Source organism: Marinobacterium sp. BA1 (assembly GCF_041155135.1).
GTDB lineage: Bacteria > Pseudomonadota > Gammaproteobacteria > Pseudomonadales > Balneatricaceae > Marinobacterium > Marinobacterium iners.
The window spans coordinates 1368941-1390023 of record NZ_BAAFHC010000001.1; the positions used below are offsets into that span (position 1 = coordinate 1368941).

General features: G+C 57.3%; 21 protein-coding genes. 13 read left to right on the forward strand and 8 right to left on the reverse strand.

Annotation, left to right across the window (positions count from 1 at the left end; genetic code table 11):
• Positions 1-51 precede the first annotated feature (51 nt).
• Both ACAM29_RS06740 and dmeF read left to right on the forward strand, forming a co-directional pair.
• A complete protein-coding gene (locus ACAM29_RS06740; protein ID WP_369623625.1) occupies positions 52-1764 on the forward strand; it encodes a proline--tRNA ligase in 1713 nt (570 codons plus the stop codon).
• Positions 1765-1886: 122 nt separating this feature from the next.
• On the forward strand, positions 1887-2855 hold the full coding sequence (dmeF, locus tag ACAM29_RS06745) for a CDF family Co(II)/Ni(II) efflux transporter DmeF (RefSeq protein ID WP_369623626.1): 969 nt from the start codon (positions 1887-1889) through the stop codon (positions 2853-2855).
• A 52-nt stretch (positions 2856-2907) separates the two neighbouring features.
• Here dmeF and ACAM29_RS06750 read toward each other — a convergent pair whose 3' ends face one another.
• Complete coding sequence (locus ACAM29_RS06750; protein ID WP_206841222.1) at positions 2908-3459, reverse strand: TetR/AcrR family transcriptional regulator; 552 nt, start codon at positions 3457-3459, stop codon at positions 2908-2910.
• A gap of 114 nt (positions 3460-3573) precedes the next feature.
• On the opposite strand from ACAM29_RS06750, the gene ACAM29_RS06755 reads away from it, so the two are divergent.
• Positions 3574-4215: a glutathione S-transferase family protein gene (locus tag ACAM29_RS06755; RefSeq protein ID WP_369623627.1), complete on the forward strand. Its 642-nt coding sequence runs from the start codon at positions 3574-3576 to the stop codon at positions 4213-4215.
• Positions 4216-4285: 70 nt separating this feature from the next.
• Here the strand turns inward: ACAM29_RS06755 and trpA are convergent, their stop codons facing one another.
• Both trpA and trpB read right to left on the reverse strand, forming a co-directional pair.
• Positions 4286-5113: a tryptophan synthase subunit alpha gene (trpA, locus tag ACAM29_RS06760; protein WP_369623628.1), complete on the reverse strand. Its 828-nt coding sequence runs from the start codon at positions 5111-5113 to the stop codon at positions 4286-4288.
• 10 nt (positions 5114-5123) lie between these two features.
• A complete protein-coding gene (trpB, locus tag ACAM29_RS06765; RefSeq protein WP_369623629.1) occupies positions 5124-6338 on the reverse strand; it encodes a tryptophan synthase subunit beta in 1215 nt (404 codons plus the stop codon).
• Positions 6339-6444: 106 nt separating this feature from the next.
• Here trpB and ACAM29_RS06770 point away from each other — a divergent pair, with 106 nt between their 5' ends.
• Positions 6445-7332: a LysR family transcriptional regulator gene (locus tag ACAM29_RS06770; protein ID WP_206841211.1), complete on the forward strand. Its 888-nt coding sequence runs from the start codon at positions 6445-6447 to the stop codon at positions 7330-7332.
• On the opposite strand, the gene ACAM29_RS06775 is transcribed toward ACAM29_RS06770, so the two are convergent.
• Positions 7322-7600: an acylphosphatase gene (locus ACAM29_RS06775; RefSeq protein WP_369623630.1), complete on the reverse strand. Its 279-nt coding sequence runs from the start codon at positions 7598-7600 to the stop codon at positions 7322-7324. The genes ACAM29_RS06770 and ACAM29_RS06775 overlap by 11 nt on opposite strands.
• Positions 7601-7602: 2 nt before the next feature.
• On the reverse strand, positions 7603-8844 hold the full coding sequence (locus ACAM29_RS06780) for a YihY family inner membrane protein (RefSeq protein WP_369623631.1): 1242 nt from the start codon (positions 8842-8844) through the stop codon (positions 7603-7605).
• An 82-nt stretch (positions 8845-8926) separates the two neighbouring features.
• Between ACAM29_RS06780 and arsC the strand changes: the two genes are divergently transcribed.
• The 5 genes from arsC to ACAM29_RS06805 are packed head-to-tail and all read left to right on the forward strand — an operon-like array spanning position 8927 to position 12873.
• Positions 8927-9277 (forward strand): arsenate reductase (glutaredoxin), encoded by a 351-nt coding sequence (gene arsC, locus ACAM29_RS06785; RefSeq protein ID WP_091826967.1) that lies wholly within the window; start codon positions 8927-8929, stop codon positions 9275-9277.
• Positions 9274-9876 carry an NAD(P)H:quinone oxidoreductase gene (gene wrbA, locus ACAM29_RS06790; protein WP_091826966.1) on the forward strand — a complete coding sequence of 201 codons (603 nt, stop codon included), beginning with the start codon at positions 9274-9276 and terminating at the stop codon, positions 9874-9876. The genes arsC and wrbA (ACAM29_RS06790) overlap by 4 nt, the downstream gene beginning before the upstream one ends.
• The gene (locus tag ACAM29_RS06795; RefSeq protein ID WP_369623632.1) at positions 9876-10262 is read left to right on the forward strand and encodes a DUF2069 domain-containing protein; all 387 of its coding nucleotides are present in this window, start codon (positions 9876-9878) and stop codon (positions 10260-10262) included. Before wrbA (ACAM29_RS06790) ends, ACAM29_RS06795 begins: the two co-directional genes overlap by 1 nt.
• Positions 10259-11926, forward strand: coding sequence for a SufS family cysteine desulfurase (locus ACAM29_RS06800; RefSeq protein WP_369623633.1), 1668 nt, complete (start codon positions 10259-10261; stop codon positions 11924-11926). The genes ACAM29_RS06795 and ACAM29_RS06800 overlap by 4 nt, the downstream gene beginning before the upstream one ends.
• Positions 11927-11958: 32 nt before the next feature.
• The gene (locus ACAM29_RS06805; RefSeq protein WP_091826964.1) at positions 11959-12873 is read left to right on the forward strand and encodes a LysR family transcriptional regulator; all 915 of its coding nucleotides are present in this window, start codon (positions 11959-11961) and stop codon (positions 12871-12873) included.
• 63 nt (positions 12874-12936) lie between these two features.
• Here ACAM29_RS06805 and ACAM29_RS06810 read toward each other — a convergent pair whose 3' ends face one another.
• Both ACAM29_RS06810 and ACAM29_RS06815 read right to left on the reverse strand, forming a co-directional pair.
• Positions 12937-14370, reverse strand: a complete 1434-nt coding sequence (locus ACAM29_RS06810) for an aldehyde dehydrogenase family protein (protein WP_091826963.1) — start codon at positions 14368-14370, stop codon at positions 12937-12939.
• Between the two features lie 92 nt (positions 14371-14462).
• The gene (locus ACAM29_RS06815) at positions 14463-16412 is read right to left on the reverse strand and encodes a DNA topoisomerase III (protein WP_369623634.1); all 1950 of its coding nucleotides are present in this window, start codon (positions 16410-16412) and stop codon (positions 14463-14465) included.
• Positions 16413-16639: 227 nt separating this feature from the next.
• On the opposite strand from ACAM29_RS06815, the gene ACAM29_RS06820 reads away from it, so the two are divergent.
• From ACAM29_RS06820 to wrbA (ACAM29_RS06830), 3 genes are all read left to right on the forward strand, one after another.
• Positions 16640-17086, forward strand: coding sequence for a DoxX family protein (locus tag ACAM29_RS06820; protein WP_369623635.1), 447 nt, complete (start codon positions 16640-16642; stop codon positions 17084-17086).
• A gap of 64 nt (positions 17087-17150) precedes the next feature.
• Positions 17151-18134 carry a glutathione S-transferase family protein gene (locus tag ACAM29_RS06825; protein WP_369623636.1) on the forward strand — a complete coding sequence of 328 codons (984 nt, stop codon included), beginning with the start codon at positions 17151-17153 and terminating at the stop codon, positions 18132-18134.
• 18 nt (positions 18135-18152) lie between these two features.
• Positions 18153-18752, forward strand: a complete 600-nt coding sequence (wrbA, locus tag ACAM29_RS06830; protein ID WP_206841190.1) for an NAD(P)H:quinone oxidoreductase — start codon at positions 18153-18155, stop codon at positions 18750-18752.
• Here the strand turns inward: wrbA (ACAM29_RS06830) and ACAM29_RS06835 are convergent.
• Positions 18732-20006 carry a YbfB/YjiJ family MFS transporter gene (locus ACAM29_RS06835; protein ID WP_369623637.1) on the reverse strand — a complete coding sequence of 425 codons (1275 nt, stop codon included), beginning with the start codon at positions 20004-20006 and terminating at the stop codon, positions 18732-18734. The two genes, wrbA (ACAM29_RS06830) and ACAM29_RS06835, sit on opposite strands and share 21 nt — an antisense overlap.
• Positions 20007-20122: 116 nt before the next feature.
• Between ACAM29_RS06835 and ACAM29_RS06840 the strand changes: the two genes are divergently transcribed.
• Positions 20123-20914 (forward strand): helix-turn-helix domain-containing protein, encoded by a 792-nt coding sequence (locus ACAM29_RS06840; RefSeq protein ID WP_369623638.1) that lies wholly within the window; start codon positions 20123-20125, stop codon positions 20912-20914.
• Positions 20915-21083: the final 169 nt, after the last annotated feature.

Consider the following 21083-nt stretch of genomic DNA (forward strand, 5'->3'; position numbering starts at 1 on the left):
CCGGCCCCCTAAAATGGGGGCCATTTTCATTCTGAAACGGACTGCATATCGATGCGAGCTAGCCAATACCTGATTGCAACCCTGAAAGAGACTCCCTCTGACGCCGAGGTGATCAGCCACCAGCTGATGCTGCGTGCCGGGCTGATTCGCAAAGTCGCCTCCGGCCTTTACAGCTGGCTGCCGCTGGGCCTGCGCACCCTGCGCAAGGTGGAGCGCATTGTGCGTGAAGAGATGGACGCTGCCGGTGCTCAGGAAGTGCTGATGCCCGCCATTCAACCTGCTGAGCTATGGCAGGAGTCAGGCCGTTGGGAACAGTATGGCCCCGAACTACTGCGTCTGCGTGACCGTCATGACCGCGAGTTCTGTGTCGGCCCGACACACGAAGAGGTGATTACCGACCTGATTCGCCGCGAAATCAAAAGCTACAAACAGCTGCCGGCGAACTTCTATCAGATCCAGACCAAATTCCGTGATGAAATCCGTCCTCGCTTCGGTGTCATGCGCTCGCGTGAGTTCATCATGAAGGATGCCTACTCCTTCCACGCCGATATGGATTCATTGGTCGATACCTACAAAATCATGCATCAGGCGTACACCAACATTTTCACCCGCCTGGGTCTGGACTTCCGCCCCGTGTTGGCCGACAACGGCTCTATTGGCGGTGATTCGTCACACGAATTCCATGTTCTGGCTCAATCCGGAGAAGACGACATTGCCTTCTCCGACAGCAGTGATTATGCCGCCAACATCGAAATGGCTGAAGCACTGGCACTGGGCCAGCGTCAGGCCCCGACGCAAGAGATGCAGCTGGTCGATACACCCAACGCCAAAACCATTGCTCAGCTGGTAGAGCAGTTCAACCTGCCGATTGAGAAGACGGTCAAGACACTGATCGTGGCGGCAAGCGATGAGATTGATGATGACTTTGTCGCACTTCTGGTGCGAGGCGATCACGAGCTGAACGAAGTGAAAGCCGAAAAACTGCACGGCGTTGAGGCTCCCCTGCGTTTCGCCACAGATGACGAGATTTGTGGCGTCATTGGTGCCGGGCCCGGCTCACTTGGACCGGTCAACCTGCCGATTCCCTGCATCATCGACCGCAGCGTTGAAACACTGTCTGACTTTGGCGCCGGCGCCAATGTTGACGACAAACATTACTTCGGCATCAACTGGGAACGTGACCTGCCCACCCCGCAGGTGGCTGACATCCGTAACGTGGTCGAAGGTGACCCAAGCCCATGTGGCCAGGGCCGCATCCAGATCCGTCGCGGTATCGAAGTTGGACACATTTTCCAGCTGGGGCGCAAATACTCCGAAGCGATGAGCGCAACCGTGCTGGATGAAAACGGCAAGGCCACGGTGATGAGCATGGGCTGCTACGGCATCGGCGTAACGCGCGTGGTGGCTGCTGCTATCGAGCAGAATCATGACGATAACGGCATTATCTGGCCAGAGGCATTAGCGCCCTTTAGTGTGGCACTGGTTCCGCTGAACTACGACAAGTCGGAAGAGGTGCGCGCCAAGTCGGATGAGCTCTACGATGCGCTGCGCAAGGCGGGTGTTGATGTACTACTGGATGACCGCAAGGAGCGCCCAGGCGTCAAGTTTGCCGATATGGAGCTGATGGGACTGCCTCACCGACTGGTAATCTCCGATCGTGGCCTGAAAAACGGCACACTGGAATACAAGGGTCGCCGTGATGCCGAGTCTCAGGATATTGCGGCCGATACCGCGCTGGAATTCCTGCTCAGCCGCATGAGCTGATTCCTTGGGTGCCCGAATTGCGTTCGGGCATCCGATTTCCCCTCCTGCTACCGCCTCTCGCTTTACCCGAATCCTTGATACACTCGTGAGCTTCACCTGTGTAATTGACTTTCGGAGTTGTCATGTCCAAACAGCCCCCCTCCTCCCTGGAATGTCAGACGGCAGATCAACTTCAGTATCCGCACGACTTCGGTCAAGGACACAAGCGCAAGGCCGAACAGCGCGCCACTCTGGTCACTCTGCTAACACTGGTCACCATGCTGGCAGAAGTGATCGCCGGTCTTGTTACCGGCTCCATGGCACTGCTTGCTGACGGTATTCACATGGCTGGGCATGCAATGGCATTAGGCCTGGCTGCACTCGCCTACTATCTATCGCGCCGCCACGCTCACGATCGCCGTCTGAGTCTGGGCAGCGGCAAGATTGCCGACCTGGCCGCCTATACCAGTGCTTTGCTACTGGGTGTCTCAACACTCTGGCTGATTTACGAGTCGATTCATCGACTGCTGACACCAACCGAACTCATGCCCCAGGAAGCGATGATCGTGGCGATTATTGGTCTGGCAGTAAACCTGCTCTCTATCTGGCTGCTGTCCGGCCAGCACGAGCACCATCACAGCCACAGTGAACATGCACACGAACACCATGAGGACTCGAATCTGCGTGCGGCTCTGGTACACATCATGGCCGATGTCCTCACCTCCGTTGCCGCCATTGCGGGCTTGGCCGCTGCCTGGCTATGGGGGTGGACCTGGCTGGACCCGGCAATTGCACTGGTCGCGTCGTTGATTATTCTGCGTTGGTCATGGGGGCTGCTGCGCCAGACTTCCGGCGTGTTGCTGGATCGGGAAGGTCCCGATACGATCCGCCATGCAGCACTCGAACAACTGCGCAAACACGACGATACCACCATCGTCGACTTGCATGTCTGGTCGGTCGGACAGGGAGCATGGACACTGGTTGCCGCCGTGGTGACCCATGGCAATACGACGCCGGAAGAATACCGTGCCGACTTGTGCGCGATTGAAGACCTGTACCACCCCATTATCGAGGTCAACTACTGCCGGAACTGTGCCCACGCAGTAGACTGACCCCACATTCGCCCGGGTCGGAGCCCTTCGGGAGCCAGCCGGGGACACCATTTTAGAGCGGCACGGACGCCGTCTCCGACAAGGCACCCTCACGACAGGCTGCCAGCACCCTCTCCACCAGTATCGGATCATTCAGCGCCCGCGCAACCGCCACACCACCCACCATCAGCACCAAAGCCCTCAACGCAGCTGCATCGGGCTCCGCATCAGGTACGCCAGAAACCTTGGTAGCCAATGCACTGAATACTTTTGTGTAGCTGTCCCGTACCGGCTGATCGCGCTGACCAATATCCGATACCAGAAACGCCAGCGGACAGCTTCCTTTCTTCTGCCCAAGGTGCTCGGGGCTCAGATAAGCCCGAATCAGCGTCTCGACATCGGTCGGATGCTGAGCGCCCATACGCCATGCAGCCGATAGAATCGCTTCGGAATACAGCTCCTGTTTGGAACGAAAGTGGGCATAAAAGGCACCTCGGGTCATACCTGCATCCTGCATCACCTGGTCGATGCTGACTTGGTCAAAGCCAGACTTGGTGAACAACCTTTCGGCACTGAATAATATCCGATCACGACTCTCGGCACGGCGCGTGCTAGGCCATGGCATGTCAATTCTCCTGCTGGACTCCGATACAGCATGCCACAGGACAACAATATGTTCTTTAACATATTTTGAGTTCGTACCAGACTGCAGTCTTTCACAACACGAAGGAGACACCCAATGGAAAGCAGCGTCTACATCTTTGCCCCAACATTCAGCAGCTTTGCCCGTTCGGTCATGCTTTGCTGCGAGGAAAAAGGTATCCACTATACCTGCGGCATGGCTCCCGCCGGCACGGAGATCCATTCCAAAAGCCCCGAGCATTTCGCAATCCATCCCTACGGCAAGCTGCCGGCTTTGCTGCATGACGGTCAGATACTGATAGAAACCAGTACCATCTGTCGATACCTGGATGCACGCTTTGATGGCCCTGCCCTGCAGCCTGCCGATCCTCTTGAGCGCGCACGTGTAGATGAACACAGTGCCGAAATTGCACTTTATATTGACCAGGCGCTGTTACGCGATATCGTGCTGGAATTTGCATTTCCCAAGGGGGCAAACGGCCAGGTTCGTCTGGACAAGGTACAGGAAAGGTTGCCGGCTGCCCGCTCCGTGCTTAAACGTGTGCGCGAGCTGCTGGCAGACAACCCGTTTATCTGCGGCCGGGACTACAGCATGGCTGATGCACTGCTGACACCGATTCTGGACTATGTCGCCAGGCTGCCGCTGGGTGACGAACTGATCGGGAGCGGAGCAGTAAAGGAATATCTGGAACGGATGCGTCAGCGCTCCTCGGGGCAGAAGGTGTTGAATATGGCGTGAGCCAAACACAAAAATCCCGGACCGGCAGCTCTTGACTGCAGATCCGGGATTGAAGATCCGTTAAACCGTTTTACTGTCGAGCTGTGCGCACGGCGGTAGACAGCTCACGTGTCAGCGCAAGCACGGCCTGAGTACCCGCTTCCGGCGTTTCGGCCTGCGCGATGCAGTCAACCAGTGCCGAGCCCACCACTACACCATCAGCGAAACCCGCGATCCGCGCAGCCTGCTCCGGTGTACGGATACCGAACCCCACAGCCACAGGAATTTCGGTATGTGCCTTGATTGCTTCCACCTCTTTCTGCACCTTCTCGGGTGTAGGAGCGGCGGCACCGGTTACACCGGTACTGGAAACGTAATACAGGAAGCCGGAGGTATTGTTCAGCACACCCGGCAGGCGCTTGGCATCGGTGGTCGGTGTTGCCAGACGAATGAAGTGGATACCCACTTCACGGGCAGGAATACAAAGCTCATCATCATGCTCCGGCGGCAAATCGACCACAATCAGTCCATCCACACCGGCTTCAGCCGCCTCCTGCAGGAATTTTTCAACGCCGTAGCGGTAGACCGGGTTGTAATACCCCATCAACACCACCGGCGTATCCTGATCCTGCTTGCGCAGTTCGCGTACCATCTGCAGGGTCTTGACCATGTTCTGGCCACCGGCCAGCGCACGCTGGCTGCCCAACTGAATGGCCGCACCGTCTGCCATTGGATCGGTAAACGGCATGCCCAGCTCAATAATGTCCGCACCGGCGCCCGGCAGTCCGAGCAGCGTTTTGAGGCTATTGCCATAGTCCGGGTCACCACCGGTAACAAAGGTGACCAGTGCAGCACGGTTTTCCTGTTGCAGCGCGGCAAAGCGGCGCTCCATGCGACTGGCGATGTTATTTGCTGTCATTCTGTACCCCTTACTGTGCCAGCTCGGCTGCCAGATGTTCGGTTACGGTTGCCATGTCCTTGTCACCACGTCCACTGAGATTGATAACGATGATATGGTCCTTCGGCAGCGTCGGTGCCAGTTTGGTGACATAGGCGATGGCATGGGATGACTCCAGCGCCGGGATGATGCCCTCGTACTTGCACAGTGCCTTGAACCCTTCCAGCGCTTCCTGGTCGGTGATGGCCACATATTCAACACGCTTGATGTCATGCAACCAGGCGTGCTCGGGACCGATGCCCGGATAATCCAGACCGGCCGAGATCGAGTGTGCATCCTGAATCTGGCCGTCTTCGGACTGCAAGAGGAAGGTACGGTTGCCGTGCAGCACACCCGGCTCACCGCCCTTGAGGCTGGCCGCATGACGCTTGTCGAGCCCTTCGCCTCCGGCTTCCACGCCAATCATTTTGACCGACTTGTCATCAAGGAACGGGTGAAACAGTCCCATGGCGTTGGAACCGCCACCGATACAGGCGATCAAGGTATCCGGCAGGCGACCTTCCTTATCCATGATCTGGCGCCGGGTTTCCTCACCGATGACAGCCTGGAAATCGCGTACCATAGCCGGATAGGGGTGCGGACCCGCTACCGTGCCGATGATATAAAAAGTGCTGTCGACATTGGTCACCCAGTCACGCAGGGCTTCGTTCATCGCATCTTTCAACGTACCGGTGCCACTGGTCACGGGAATGACCTTGGCACCCAACAGTTTCATTCGCTGCACATTGGGCTGCTGACGATGAATGTCGGTGCTGCCCATGTAGATGACGCACTCCATGCCGAAACGCGCCGCAACGGTTGCGGTGGCCACACCGTGCATGCCTGCACCGGTCTCGGCAATGATGCGTTTTTTGCCCATGCGGCGGGCGAGCAGAATCTGCCCCAGGCAGTTGTTGATCTTGTGTGCACCGGTATGGTTCAGGTCTTCACGCTTGAGATAGATTTTGGCGCCGCCCAACTCCTCGGTCAGGCGCTCGGCAAGGTAAAGCGGGCTTTCGCGACCGACATAATCCTTCTGCAAATTTTCCAGCTCGGCGTGAAAGGCCGGGTCCTGCTTGGCACGCTCATACTCCGCCTGCAATTCGAGTATCAGCGGCATCAGGGTTTCGGCTACAAAACGACCACCAAAACGGCCAAAAAAGCCGCTGGCGTCGGGACCCTGCCTGAGAGTGTTGTCTGTGCTCATGTGTGTTACTCCAAAAAGCCTGGATTTGACGGCAAGTCTAGTACATGCAATGACGATTAAAAAACGATAAGATCACACATATTTGTGAGAAAAAGTAACAGATAAAATGACACGATCCCTGCATTCCCTGCCTTCGCTCAACGCCTTGCGTGCCTTCGATGCGGCTGCACGCGAGTTGAGTATCACACGCGCCGCTGAGTGTCTGCACGTCACCCATGGTGCGGTCAGCCGTCAAATCCGGCAACTTGAAGAGCAACTCGGTGTACAGCTGTTTCGGCGCGTTGGCCGCGGCATTGAACTGACCGACAGCGGACACCGCCTCTACCGTACAACGCAGGAGTCATTCTCACAGCTTGAACGCGCCTGCAATGCGCTGCAACGTGAGGCCGCCGGCGCTCCACTGGTACTCAGCTGCAGCGGCAGTTTTCTCGCCCGCTGGTTCATCCCACGCCTTGATCAGCTCAAACAGGACTGCCCTGAGCTTGAGCTGCATCTGACCGCCAGTGAAGAAGAGCAGACTCTGAGGCCCGGGATAGATGCAGCGCTGAGATTTGCCAGCCCGCCCTGGCCATCCGATCAGTTGGTGATTGATCTGGCTCCGGAACGAATCGGTCCGGTGATGCACCCCAAACTGGTACCATCAACCTCACAGCCGGACCCAGCTGCCCTGCTGCAGCTGCCACTGCTGCAAACCCTGTCGCGGCCACAGGCGTGGCCGCTGTGGTGCCATGCGCAAAATCTGGCCGTATCTGAATTGACCATTGGGCAATCATTCGAGCATCTCAACTACATGCTAGAGGCCGCATTGGTGGGGTTGGGCGTTGCGATTGCACCTGAATATCTGGTGGAAGAGGATCTGCGAACCGGCCGGCTGGCAGCCCCATGGGGCTTTATTGAGACCGATGCCAGACTCAGCCTCTGGCTGCCCGGAGAGACCGCATCGCCACGGGCTCTCCAGCTGGCACAATGGCTCAAGAAAGCGCTCAGTCGATAATCTCGAACGCCTGCAGGCTGTCATCGAAAAACTGATCATCAGAGCTGACATCCGCCACATTGGCCAATTCCGGCCCAGTGTTGAGCCAGGCCTCTACGTGGCGTACTGCCTTTTCCTCACCGCACAGCAGTGCCTCAACACACCCGTCCGGCAGATTTCGGACCCAACCGGTCAGACCGTTTGCCTCCGCCTGTTCGCGGGTAAAATGACGGAACCATACACCCTGTACCCGGCCGGTTATCCGCGCATGCACACAGATTTTTGCCATCATCACTCCCGTGTTTCCAGTTCGTGTTGTCTGTCATTGTCACGAAACAGTGACCGCAGGCTAAGGTTAAGCGCTTCGCCCCGCTGCACCTGCAACTGACGCAACCTTAGCTGAAGTTCTCGTTGCCAGTGCTCACCCTCTTCGGGCAACGGGTCCGGCAGTGGCCAGGGCAGCTCCTGCTGCAATTGCAACAGGGTATAACTGCCAAGATCACGACTGAGCAGATACTGCCCACCCTCTGTACGCCGAATCAGTCCGGCGCCACTGAGCAACTGTACGTAATCATCCCAGCGCCCTTGATCAAGCCCGGGAACCTCTTTGAGCAACACCCGATCAGGTACGGGCTCACCTTCCTGCTGCGCGCGCCAGAGGCGCTGCAGGACTGCCAAAACAGTATACAGGTGAGGCTCATTGGTCCGGTACTTATTGACCTGACTCACCGTCAGCAACCGTGTAAGTTCTGCCCCCAGCAGAATGATCCCCCAACTGATATAGATCCAGACCAGAAACAGAGGCACTGCCGCAAAAGCACCATAAATAAGCTGATAGGACGGCGACAGAGTGACGAACTGGACAAAGCCACGCTTGGCGATCTCGAACAGGACAGCCGCAAAAAGACCACCAAGAGCCGCATTTCGCAACGGTACGCGACAATTGGGTACTGCCGCATACAGCAGCATGAACGCCAGCGCTGAGAATATCGGAGGTAAGACTGACAGCAGTCGTGCCCGGCCAACCACCTCGGTGGCACTGGTGATAATGGACAGGCTGGCAATATAGGAGGTCAGCAGCAGTCCCAGACCAATCAGGACAGGCCCCAGGCTCAGCACGGCCCAGTAGAGCAGAAAGCTCGACAGCCCCTTGCGCGGCTCGGCCACTCGCCAGATCCGGTTGAAGGCCGCCTCGATGTTTTTCATCATCATGATTGAGGTAATGACCAGAAACACGATGCCGATTACGGTCAGACTTTGTGCTTGCGAGGCAAAGGTACCCAGATAGTTCTGCACCACTTCACCGGTAGCAGGCACAAAATTGGCGAAGATCCAGGCTTGAACCTGCTCACCAACCCCTTTGAAGTTCGGTACAGCTGCCAGCATCGAGTAGGACACCGTCATCAAGGGCACAACGGCAAACAGCGTGGTATAAGTCAGTGCCGCCGCATTCAGGATGCCCTGATTGGCCTGAAACTGACGTGCCAGTGAACGAATGAATACCAAAACCACTGGCAGGGATCCCTTCTGCATACACTCTCTCTTAACTAAACAAGGTTATGCCCTATACAATAGGGCTCCAGAGACTGTATTGAAAGCCCGAAACGGAGCCCTTATGTCGATTAGCATCTATCACAACCCACGCTGTTCCAAGTCACGTCAGACCCTACAACTTCTGCAGGAACAGGGTATCGAGCCTGAGGTGCGGGAATATTTGAAGGATGTCCCAACGGCTGACGAATTGAAGCAAGTGCTGGCAGCATTGAACATAAGCCCGCGGGAGCTGCTACGCGTAAAAGAGGCCGAATACAAAGAGGCCGGTCTGGACAACCCGGAGCTGGATGATGCCGCCATTATCAAGGCGATGACCCAGCACCCCAAACTGATTGAGCGCCCGATCGTCATCAACGGCGATCGCGCCCGCATCGGTCGCCCGCCGGAAGCGGTACTGGAGATTTTGGCGTGAGTCAGCCATACGTTCTGGTGCTCTATTACAGCCGCAGTGGCGCGACCCGTGCCCTGGCTCATCAGATAGCCCACGGTATTGAAGCGGCCGGGATGGAAGCAAGGCTGCGCACGGTCCCGCCTGTATCGACCGTGTGCGAGGCGACTGCATCCGACATCCCCAACAGTGGCGACATCTACTGTACCGAAGCCGACCTCGCCCACTGTTCAGGCCTTGCGCTGGGCAGCCCCACCCGCTTTGGCAATATGGCAGCGCCACTCAAGTACTTTATCGACTCCACCAGCAGCCTTTGGCTCTCCGGTGCCCTGATCGACAAGCCAGCCTGCGTTTTCAGCTCCAGTGCCAGCCTGCATGGTGGACAGGAAACCACATTGATCAGCATGATGCTGCCTCTTTTGCATCACGGCATGGTGCTCGCTGGGCTGCCCTACAGCGCAACCGAGCTGCTGGAAACTCAGACTGGCGGCACACCCTACGGGGCAACCCACGTCAGTGGTCAGAGTGAGCGCTCTGAACTGGATGAACATGAAAAGGCGCTGGCGGCCAAGCAGGGCCGACGCCTGGCTCAGCTGGCACTCAAACTGCATCGGGAGGTCTGATGAGCACCTTGGAACTGAAAACCCGCATCAGCCGCATACTGGTTCTACTGAGCTATTTCGGCCTGCTGTTGCTGTTCACTCTCTGGTATCTCTGGCTGTCACCTTCAAAGGGCGACAATCCATGGGTTATCTGGCTGGTGCACTTTCTGCCGCTTGCAGCCTTTGCACCGGTTGTGATTTCAGGAAAGCCGCGTGGTCATGCCTGGCTATGCTTTGTGCTTCTGCTCTACTTCCTTGAAGCCGTAATTGCCGCATTGGTGCCACCCACTCGCTGGCTCGGCATCATCGATTGTGTACTGCTGGTAACGCTGTTTAACGCGGCCATGCTATATGCGCGCTGGCGCAGTCAGCTTGACCGATATCAGGCAGCAGAGGCAACGGCTTGACCCATTCCCGCCCTTCTGACCCTGTGCGCTGGCGGCGGGATTTCCCGCTGCTGTCGCAGCGAGTACATGGCCAGCCACTGATCTACCTCGATAATGCGGCCACGACCCAAAAGCCTCGTGTCGTCATCGAAGCCATCAGTCGCTTTTACAAGACGAGCAACGCCAATGTACATCGCGGCAGCCATGCGCTGTCAGCACAGGCCACCACGGCCTTCGAGCAGGCCCGCACCACCCTGGCTAACTGGCTGGGCATTGACGATCCTGCCTGTCTTATCTGGACACGCGGCACTACTGAAGCGATCAACCTGGTCGCCCAGAGCTGGGGCCGTAACCAGTTGCGCGCCGATGACCTGATTCTGCTGCAGCAGAGTTCCCATCACGCCAATATCGTACCCTGGCAGATGTTGGCCGAAACGGTGGGCGCACGCATTGAAGTGATCCCATTGCAGCCTGATGGTGATCTGGATCTTGAAGCTTATCAGCTGCTGCTGCAGAAACGCCCAAAACTAATTGCGTTGAGTCACGTCTCAAATGCGTTGGGCACGCGCTATCCCGTTGAACAGCTGTGCAGGCTTGGCCGCGATGCCGGTGCTGTCACGCTGGTGGATGGTGCACAGGCCCTGCCTCACTTTGATATTGATCTGACCAGATTCGGATGTGATTTCTACGCCTTTTCTGGCCATAAATTGTTTGGACCCAGCGGCATTGGTGCCCTTTGGGGACGCCGAGAATTGCTTGAGCAGATGCCCCCATGGCAAGGTGGCGGCGAGATGATCCGCGATGTCAGTTTCAGCGGAACAACCTATGCCGATCTGCCGTTTCGCTTTGAAGCCGGTACGCCCAATATCGAGGGCGCCATAGGGCTGGCAGCCGCCATTGAATACATGCAGCAGCAGGATCGTACGGCCATGGAACGGCATGAACAGACACTTCTACAGCACGCACGAGACTGCTGCTCGCAACTTAAAGGCTTCCATGAGCTGCCTTTTGGCAGTGATCGAGTCAGTCTGCTGTCGTTTGAGCTTGAAGGTTTCCACCAGCAGGATGTGGCCCACTGGCTTGATCGTCACGGTATTGCCATTCGTGCCGGTCACCACTGCGCCATGCCGCTGATGCGATCATTAGGACTGCTGGGTTCACTGCGTGCATCCTTTGCCTTTTACAACCGACTGGATGAAGCCGAACAGCTCGCCAGCTGCCTCGATCAGCTGATACAGAGCCAGACAACCTCAACCACCGTTGCATTTATCGAACAAAAAACCTCCCAAAACCTGATTAAGAGGGTATACTCTGCAACAGACTGGAACGCCCGCTATCAAGCCCTGATGCACATTGGTCAAAGCCTGCCGGGGCTCCCCGACGCTCTCAAGCAGGACTGCTACCGTCTGCATGGCTGTGAATCGCGTGTATGGCTTGTCCCGGCACTGGATGACACTGGCCGGCTGGCCTGTCAGGCCGATGCGGATGCCCGTATTCTGCGAGCTTTGCTGGCGCTTCTGCTCGACCGTATCAACGGCCTTACACCGGCCGAGCTGCTGAGCACTGATCTCGGTGCTGTTCTGGATCAGCTGGATATTCGCCGTCACCTGAGCCCATCCCGCGGCAATGGCGTGGCGGCCATTATTCAGGCCATCGAGGCCTTCGCGCGTGATCCGCGAGGCTAGGTCCGGGTCTCTTTTCTGTTCTGGAGAGTTTGATGAATCTGAATGACCTCAGCCTGTTTATCCGTGTTGTCGAAACCGGCAGTTTTACCGCCGCAGCCGACAGCCTGAATGTACAGAAGTCCACCATCAGCCGCCGTATCGCGCAGCTGGAGGACACCTTGGGTATCCGGCTGATACAACGCACCACCCGCAAACTCAAGCTCACGCCGGAAGGTGAGGAGCTGTTCAACCGGGCGCAGCCTTTGGTGGATGATCTGGAAGCCGTTCAGGACGACATCAGTGCATCCAAAACCGAGCTGCGTGGCCGTCTGCGCCTGACCATGCCCACCGAGATCGGTGTGTTCATGATGAACGAAGTGATCACCAGCTTCATGCAGACCTACCCAAAACTGGAAGTGGATGTCGAGCTGAGCACCCGGACCGTTGACCTGATTGAGGAAGGGGTCGACCTGGCTCTGCGACTTGGCCCTTTGCCTAACTCCAGCCTGATTGCACGTCATATTGCCGGGTTGCACCGGGGACTTTTTGCAACGCCTGAATACCTGGAACAGCACGGCATGCCCAAGACACCGGATGACCTCGCTCATCACCAATGCATCAGCCTGCTCAAGCCCTTTGATCACCTGCGCTTTACCAACTGGAATGACAACGAACCGGTCACCATGGGCGGCCGACTGAGAACGAACAGCATGAGTTTCGTGCGGGAAATGATCCTGCAGGGAATGGGAATTGGGCGTCTGCCTGAGGTGTTCTGCGGTGAACTGGTCAAGACCGGTCGCATCGTGCGCGTGCTTGATGAGTTCACCCTAGACCCACTGGAGATCAACGCACTGTACGCCAGCCGCCGCAACCTTAACCCACGGGTGCGCGCATTTCTTGACCATATGTCAGAGCGCTTGCGCGATCACCCCTGGGTACAGAATCGACTGGTACACCTGGACGGTTGAAACAACAGCCCTGTTCCGTCTTACCGGTACAGGGCTGCCGTTTGGCCAGTGGGGCCAGAAAAATCAGCTCCAGCCGGTCACAACCTTCACTTCCAGATACTCTTCCAGCCCCCAGGGGCCGCCCTCGCGACCATTGCCTGACTGCTTGTAGCCACCAAAGGGCGCTCCGCCACCCAGCGATTCACCGTTCATCTGTACCATACCCGAACGCAACTTGCGCGCCACACGCTTGGCCTTGTCGGCATCCTGTGTCTGCACATAATGCGTCAGACCATAGGGGCTGTCATTGGCGATGCGCAGCGCTTCTTCTTCGCTGTCAAAGGGGATGATCGACAGCACCGGGCCAAAGATCTCCTCACGGGCAATGGTCATCTCGTTGGTCACATCGGCAAATACGGTGGGGCGCACAAAGTAGCCTTCGCTCATTCCGTCCGGTCTGCCGGTACCACCCGCCACCAGCCGTGCACCCTCATCGATGCCCTGCTGAATCAGCCCCTGAATCTTGTCGAACTGGGCTTTGGAGACCACCGGTCCGATATGCTTGCCTTCCAGTGATGCCTGATTGACCTCGGTTTTGGCTGCCACCTCAATGGCCGTTTGTACCGCGTGATCATAGATGGATCGCTCAACCAGCATACGGGTCGGCGCATTGCACGACTGCCCCGAGTTCATGAAGCAGTGGCGAACGCCACGCACTACCGCCTTCTCATCCGCGTCGGCAAAGATGATATTGGCCCCCTTGCCGCCCAGCTCAAGACTGACTCGCTTAACCGTGTCAGCCGCATTTTTGGAGATGGCGATACCGGCACGGGTCGAGCCGGTGAACGAGATCATATCGATATCGGGATGTCCGGACAGCTGAGTCCCGACACCGGCACCATTACCGTTCACCAGATTGAACACACCGGCCGGTAAACCGGCTTCATCGATCATCTCGGCAAACAGCATGGCCGAAAGCGGCGCAATCTCGGACGGCTTGAGCACCATGGTACAACCCGCTGCCAGTGCCGCTGCCACTTTCAGAGTGACCTGGTTCATCGGCCAGTTCCAGGGCGTAATCAGACCACACACGCCGATCGGATCTCGAAGAATCTGGTTGCCCGGTGCATGCTCACCCAACGGGGTCTCGAATTCATATTCGCGCAGCACGCGAATGAAATTTTTCAGGTGGCCGGCACCCGCCCCCCACTGAGCACTCTGGGCGAGGGCAATCGGCGCGCCCATCTCCAGCGAGATCGCCTCGGCCATCTCCTGAGAACGGGCCTTGTAGCGGCTGTACAGCTTTTCCAGCAGCGCCAGCCGCTCCTCTTTGGTGGTCTGACTCCAGCTTTCAAATGCGGTGCGGGCCGCGGCCACAGCGGCATCGGTATCGGCCTGAGTGCCCAGGGATATGACGGCACAGACGTTTTCAGTGGAGGGGTCAATCACCTCAAGGTCATTGGCCTGAGTCGGTGCCACCCATTGGCCGTTGATATAGAAGTCGCGTCTTTCCAGCATGTTCTGTGTCTCTCTTGTTATCACGTGGCTGATACTTAATCTGTTAAGGGTAGCGGCTCGGACACACAAAATCACGGCCTGCCCTCTCAATCTCAGCCGGCTTTTGCCGTCTTGCGCCGAGCAGTGGGTGATCCCTTCCTGCGCGGGCTGCCGCTTCGCTTGCCTCGGTTTGCACCACCCTTGCGTCCAGCCGGAGCCTTGATGCCGTTCATTGCCTGGGGCCGGATCTGCTCGATCAGCTGCGGTAGCGCCTGCTCCAGCGGCTGCATGAACCCTTGATAGCTGAATGCCTTGCGGCTGATCGCATCCAGCTGCGATTCCCAGTGTGCGGTCATGTCCGGTCGGCTCAGCTCCTCCGGCAGTGCCGCGATCAGTGCCTTGCCCGCCTCGGTGGCGTGAATCTGCTTGCCCTGACGCTGTAGAAAACCGCGCTTGAACAACAATTCGATAATACCGGCACGGGTGGCCTCGGTGCCAAGGCCATCGGTATCGCGCAGCACCTTGCGCAGCTCTGCATCCTGCACAAAGCGCGCAATGCCAGTCATGGCCGCCAGCAGGCTGGCATCGGTGAACGCCTTGGGCGGCTGGGTCATTTTTTCCAGCAGCTCACCACGTTCACAGTGCAGTGACTCGCCCACCGTGAGCGCGGGCAGCTGACCTTCGTCCTCCTCCTGCGCCTCCTTGCCCATCAACGCTTTCCAGCCCGGATCGGTGATCTGACGCACCTTGGCCACAAACTGGCCACCGGCAATCTCCACCTCGACACGCCGATCGGCATAGCGACAGGGCGGGTAGAACTGCATCAGATACTGACGGGCGATCTGGCTGTACACCTGCAGCTCGGCACGGCTCAACCGATCCGAAGCCGCCGCCTTGCTGGTGGGGATGATCGCATGATGCGCTTCCACCTTTTTGTCGTTCCACGCCTTGGACCTGAGGCTCAAATCGGCCTTCTGTACCGCTCCCGCCAACTCCGGCAGGGTACGAGCGATCGCCTGAGTGACACGAGGCGCTTCGGAAAAGTGTTCGGCAGGCAGGTAACGGCAGTCGGACCGAGGATAGGTGATCAGCTGATGTTTTTCATACAGTGCCTGGGCCGCATCCAGCACCTGCTGGGCATTGAGACCAAAACGTTTGGCACAGTCGATCTGCAGCGACGACAGGTTATAGGGCAGCGGCACTGCCTGCTGGCCGGTCTTGCGTTCATCCTTGGTGACCACACCTGGCTGGCCGGTAATGCGCTGCACCACGTTTTCGGCCAGCGGCTTTGACAGCACCCGCCCCTCTTCGTCCTGAAAACGGGCGCAGGCTTCACTGGGTTGCCAGCGGGCGGTAAAACGCTCGCCCCGCTCGGTGAGCAGATGAGCATCCACTTCGTAATAGGGCTTGGGCACAAAGGCGGCAATCTCGGCATCACGCTGTACCACCAGCCCCAGCACCGGTGTCTGTACCCGTCCCACGGACAACACGCCGTCATAGCCGGCACTGCGACCCTTGATGGTCAGCGCCCGGGTCATGTTGATACCGAACAGCCAGTCGGCGCGGGAACGGGCTAATGCGGACACCGACAGCGGTACAAAGTCCTGATTAGGCTTAAGCCGCGCAATGGCACGGCGCACCGCCTCGGGGTTCAGGTCCGAAATCAGACAGCGCTGCATCTGTGACCGCTTGGTAGCCGGTACCTTGAGAAAGTCGATCACTTCATCCACCAGCAACTGGCCTTCGCGGTCCGGGTCACCGGCATGGACGATCTGGTCCGCCTGTTTCACCAGCTTGCGCAATACCGCCACCTGCTTGGCCACACCGCTGCGCGGCTTCAACTGCCATTCACCGGGTACGATGGGCAGATGTTCCAATCGCCACTGTTTGTAGGCCGGATCGTAGGCATCAGGCTCGGCCTGCTCCAGTAGATGGCCGATGCACCAGCTCACCACCTGATCACCGCCACAGCGGATCAGCCCCTCCTCTTTCTTCTGAGGCCCGGGCAGTACGGCGGCGATGGCACGGGCAAGGCTTGGTTTTTCGGCGATGTAGAGCTTCATGATATTCGGGGCATTGGCTTGGGAATGCCAAGAGTAAGAGATCAGACAACACATGTCGATAAAGACTGTATATAAAAACAGTTATTCAGATATTAGCCATAATCTGAGACAGCATAGCCCACCAAATAATCTATAAATCTGATCAATATGAGCTAATTTTAGCCATTTTTAATCAATCACATGGCAACTATAGTTAACTCAAGCCATCAAACACGTGGAGAAACACGATGAACGCCTCACTGATCACACGCCTGCTGAATACATCCGACAGTTTTGCTCCCTTGGCACTGCGTGTCCCGGCAGGTGTTATTTTCATGGCACACGGCGCACAGAAACTGTTCGGCGCTTTCGGTGGTTACGGTCTTGAAGGTACAGGTCAGTGGATGGCGTCCATTGGCCTTGAGCCAGGGTATCTGATGGCGCTGCTGGCCGGCAGTGCTGAATTCTTCGGTGGTCTGGCGATTCTAATTGGTTTGCTGGTACGCCCGGCAGCAGCAGCTTTGGCCTTTGCCATGCTGGTCGCCATTTTCGCCGTACATATTGGTCACGGCCTGTTCGTCTCAAACAACGGTTATGAGTTTGCTCTGTCTCTGCTGGCCATGTCTGTTTCCCTGCTGATCAGCGGCGGTGGCAACCTGTCTCTGGACCGAATGCTGCACCAGCGTCAGAGCTAGGCTCTGAAGTCGATCTAGCCAGGACATTCAATTAACCGGCCTCACTGACAATCAGGAGATTATCATGGGCTTACTGCTTGATGGCCGCTGGGTTGACCAGTGGTATGACACCGAATCCAATCAGGGTCGCTTCATGCGATCGGAGTCACAGTTCCGTAACTGGATTACTGCCGACGGCCAGCCTGGCCCCAGCGGCGAAGACGGTTTTCAGGCAGAACCCGGCCGCTACCATTTGTATGTCTCCCTCGCCTGCCCCTGGGCCCATCGCACCTTGATTTTTCGCCACCTGAAGGGACTGGAGAAAATGATCTCGGTTTCGGTGGTACACAGCTACATGGGTGACCACGGCTGGACTTTCGCAACGGAGCCGGGTGCAACCGGAGATGAACTATATGGGCTGGATTACCTCTACGAGCTCTACCTTAAAGCCGATCCGAACTACTCGGGCCGCGTCACCGTTCCAGTACTTTGGGACAAGCAACGTCAGACCATCGTCAACAACGAGTCAGCGGAGATCATCCGCATCCTGAACTCCGCCTTTGATGAGATTGGTGCCGCCCCAGGGGATTACTACCCTCAACTGCTGCGCAGTGAGATCGACACGCTGAACAGTGAGATTTACGACCGCATCAACAACGGTGTATACAAGGCGGGGTTTGCAACCACTCAGGAAGCCTACGAACAGGCTGTTCACCCCCTGTTTGAAGCCCTGGACGCACTGGATACCCGGCTTGAGACCCATCGCTATCTACTGGGCGACCAGATCACCGAGGCAGACTGGCGTCTGTTCACGACCTTGATTCGATTTGATGCCGTCTACCACGGTCACTTCAAGTGCAACCTGAAACGGATCGTCGACTACCCTAATCTCTGGGGATACGTACGTGAGCTTTATCAATGGCCTGGTGTGAGCGAGACGGTCAACATGCAACACATCAAGCACCACTATTACCGCAGCCATCACACCATCAATCCGACGGGTGTGGTGCCTGTCGGCCCGACTCTGGACCTTAATCAGCCACATCAGCGTGAAGCTGTCAGTCAATAAAACTCAGGAGATGCAATCATGAGCAAAATTCTTGTACTTTACTATTCATCCTATGGCCACATTGAAACCCTGGCCCGGGCCATTGCAGAAGGCGCCCAGTCAGTTGAGGATACCGAGGTGGTCATCAAGCGCGTTCCCGAGCTGATGCCGGAAGAGGTTGCCCGCAACGCCGGCGTTAAGCTGGATCAGGCGGCTCCCATCGCCGACCCCAAGGAACTGGACCAATATGATGCCATCATCTTCGGCACGCCGACCCGCTTCGGTAACATGGCCAGCCAGATGCGCAACTTCCTTGACCAGACCGGTGGGCTGTGGGCAAAGGGAGCGCTGGTCGGCAAGGTGGGCAGTGTCTTCACCAGTACCGGCACCGGTGGTGGCAACGAAACTACCATCCAGTCATTCCACACTACCCTGTTCCATCACGGCATGGTCGTGGTAGGGCTGCCCTATGCGCTGCCGGAGATGACTGATATCAGTTCCGTACACGGCGGTTCACCGCTGGGGGCTGCCACCATTGCTGGTGCCGACGGCTCACGCACACCTTCAGAGCAAGAGTTGACCATGGCCCACTTTCAGGGCGCACACGTTGCCCGAATCTCAGCTAAACTCAGTGCCTGAAGCTGAATCTCTGCGGGTTGCCACAGGGCGCCCGCATCGTCCCTCATAGTCCAACACATCTACGGACGACTGTGCCGTATCGTCAGGCTCCATGCCTTGCTGCTGCACAAGCCAGGCCCCTACTAACAACACTGCACCGACAATAATCACCACCAGCGTGATGAGCAACCCACTCTGATAGCTGCCTTCCGACTGCGCCAGATAACCGACTATCATGGGCGCCAGCATCTGCGCGATGCCGTAGCCGAAGGTGAGCCGTCCCATCGGCCGCGAGGGATTCTCCGGGTAGAGCCGCCCCACCATTGCCAGCGTCATACTGACAATACCGATAAAGCTGACGCCGTAGATGATCGCACTCAACATGACACCTGCCAGCCCGGTTGTCATCAGCAACAACAGCACACTGGCCGCATTGAGCAGGTAAGCCAGCAGCAATGCCAGCCAGTCTCCCTGCCTGCGCACCAGCAAATCCCACAGCCAGCACGCAGGCGCCGCCGCAATGCCGGTCACCAGCCAGATCAGCCAACCACGGCCTTCCAGCAGGGGCGAAGCTTCCGCAATGGCAACCAGAAACGTCGCCGTCACCACATAGCCCACACCGGCACAGAAATAGGCCAACTGAAGCAGCAACATGAATGGACTGATCCTTCGTGCTTCGTAAGTTGGCGCGGCTGCACTGGCGGGCAGGCAGCGGCGGTAGTCCGGGCTCCACCACCAAACCGGCAACAGCAGGATCAGGGCGGAAAACCCGTAGATCATCCATTGCTGGTCCCAGCTGAAACGGAGTCGAATCATCTCCGCCAGCAGTGCCGTCATGACAATACCGATTCCCAGACCCGAAAAGAAAATACCCAGTTCGGGCTTATGCCCCTGTCGCAGAAGCCAGCTCATCAACAGGCCAGCACCGATCAATACGCCAGCAGAACTGCTCAACCCTGACAGAAAACGCAGCAGATACCAGAGCCACTCCTGGCTTGTGCACCCCATCAGGCCAGTGGTCAGAACCGCGCCCAACAAGCCGGCCTTGTACAGCCATATTTTCAGGCCCGACGAGCGGATAAACGAGATCAGCAAGGCACCACTGAAGTAGCCCGCATAATTGGCCGTGGCCAGCATACCGGCCAGAGCATTGTTCAGCCCGACACCTGACATCATTTCCGGAATCATCGGGGTATAGGCAAAACGTGCTATCCCTACCGTGATGACCACAGCCATCACGCTGGCAATCAGGACCTTTACCTTCTCGGTCAGCATTCTCCACCCTCCTGTTTTCTGATGTTCATCAGATTAAAGGACAGAGATGGCCTATTCTTCATATAAAATGACAGATTACATATGAAACTCGACAACCATGAATACAGGCCTGAGCGATGAATAATACAATCACACAACTCTCGCCACCCGAGATGCACTCACTGCCACGCCAGGTCTATGTTCGCCAGCAGCAGATGCCGCCTCAACACCTGTTCCCGCCACATACACATAATTGGCACCAACTGCTCTACGCCACCTCAGGTACTTTGGTGACAAACCTTGAAGGCCAGCGCCTTTTCGTTCCGTCGGGCACAGCCGTATGGCTGCCGGCAGGGGTCGAGCACAGTACCTATACCGAATTCGGTGCCGAGCTGAAAAGCCTCTATATCGAAACAGGATTTAACGCACTCGACACAGCGATACCTCTGGTACTTGAGGTTTCCCCGCTGATGCGTGAACTGATGCTGGCCGCGGCCAATTTTGAGGTGGAGTACCCGCTGCACGGTTATGAGCACAATCTGATCCAGTTGATGCTGCAAACCCTGGGACGCCTGCCACAACGCGGGCACACCCTGCCCTGGCCCGCCGATACCCGACTGGCCAAACTCTGCACTCGGCTCTATGCACGCCCTGGAAAACGACCCGGTCTGGATCAGATTGCAGCCGAAATGGCGATGTCGACCCGCACACTGGAGCGGCACTTCCGTCGTGAAACAGGACTCACTCTGCAAGGCTGGTATGCTCGTCTGCGCCTGATGAAGGCCATAGAGATGCTGGGCACGGAGATGAGCGTCACCCGGATTGCGCTGGAGCTGGGGTACAGTGCTCCAGCCCCTTTCATCCTGATGTTTCGAGAACACTTGGGCGTCAGCCCCAACCGTTACCGTACCCAAAAGCAGCCAAGTTAACGGAACTTAGCACCCCACACTGTCACACATACATCAACGAGAAGAGCTATACCGACCCGGTGGTGCTTTAACTGTTTCTGCAGGTGCTCGCCAGCGGTCAGGCGGGGCTGGCACTGTGCGGCTTACTGCTTTAAAGATGCCTGTCACCCCCAGTACACAGCTTTTAAGC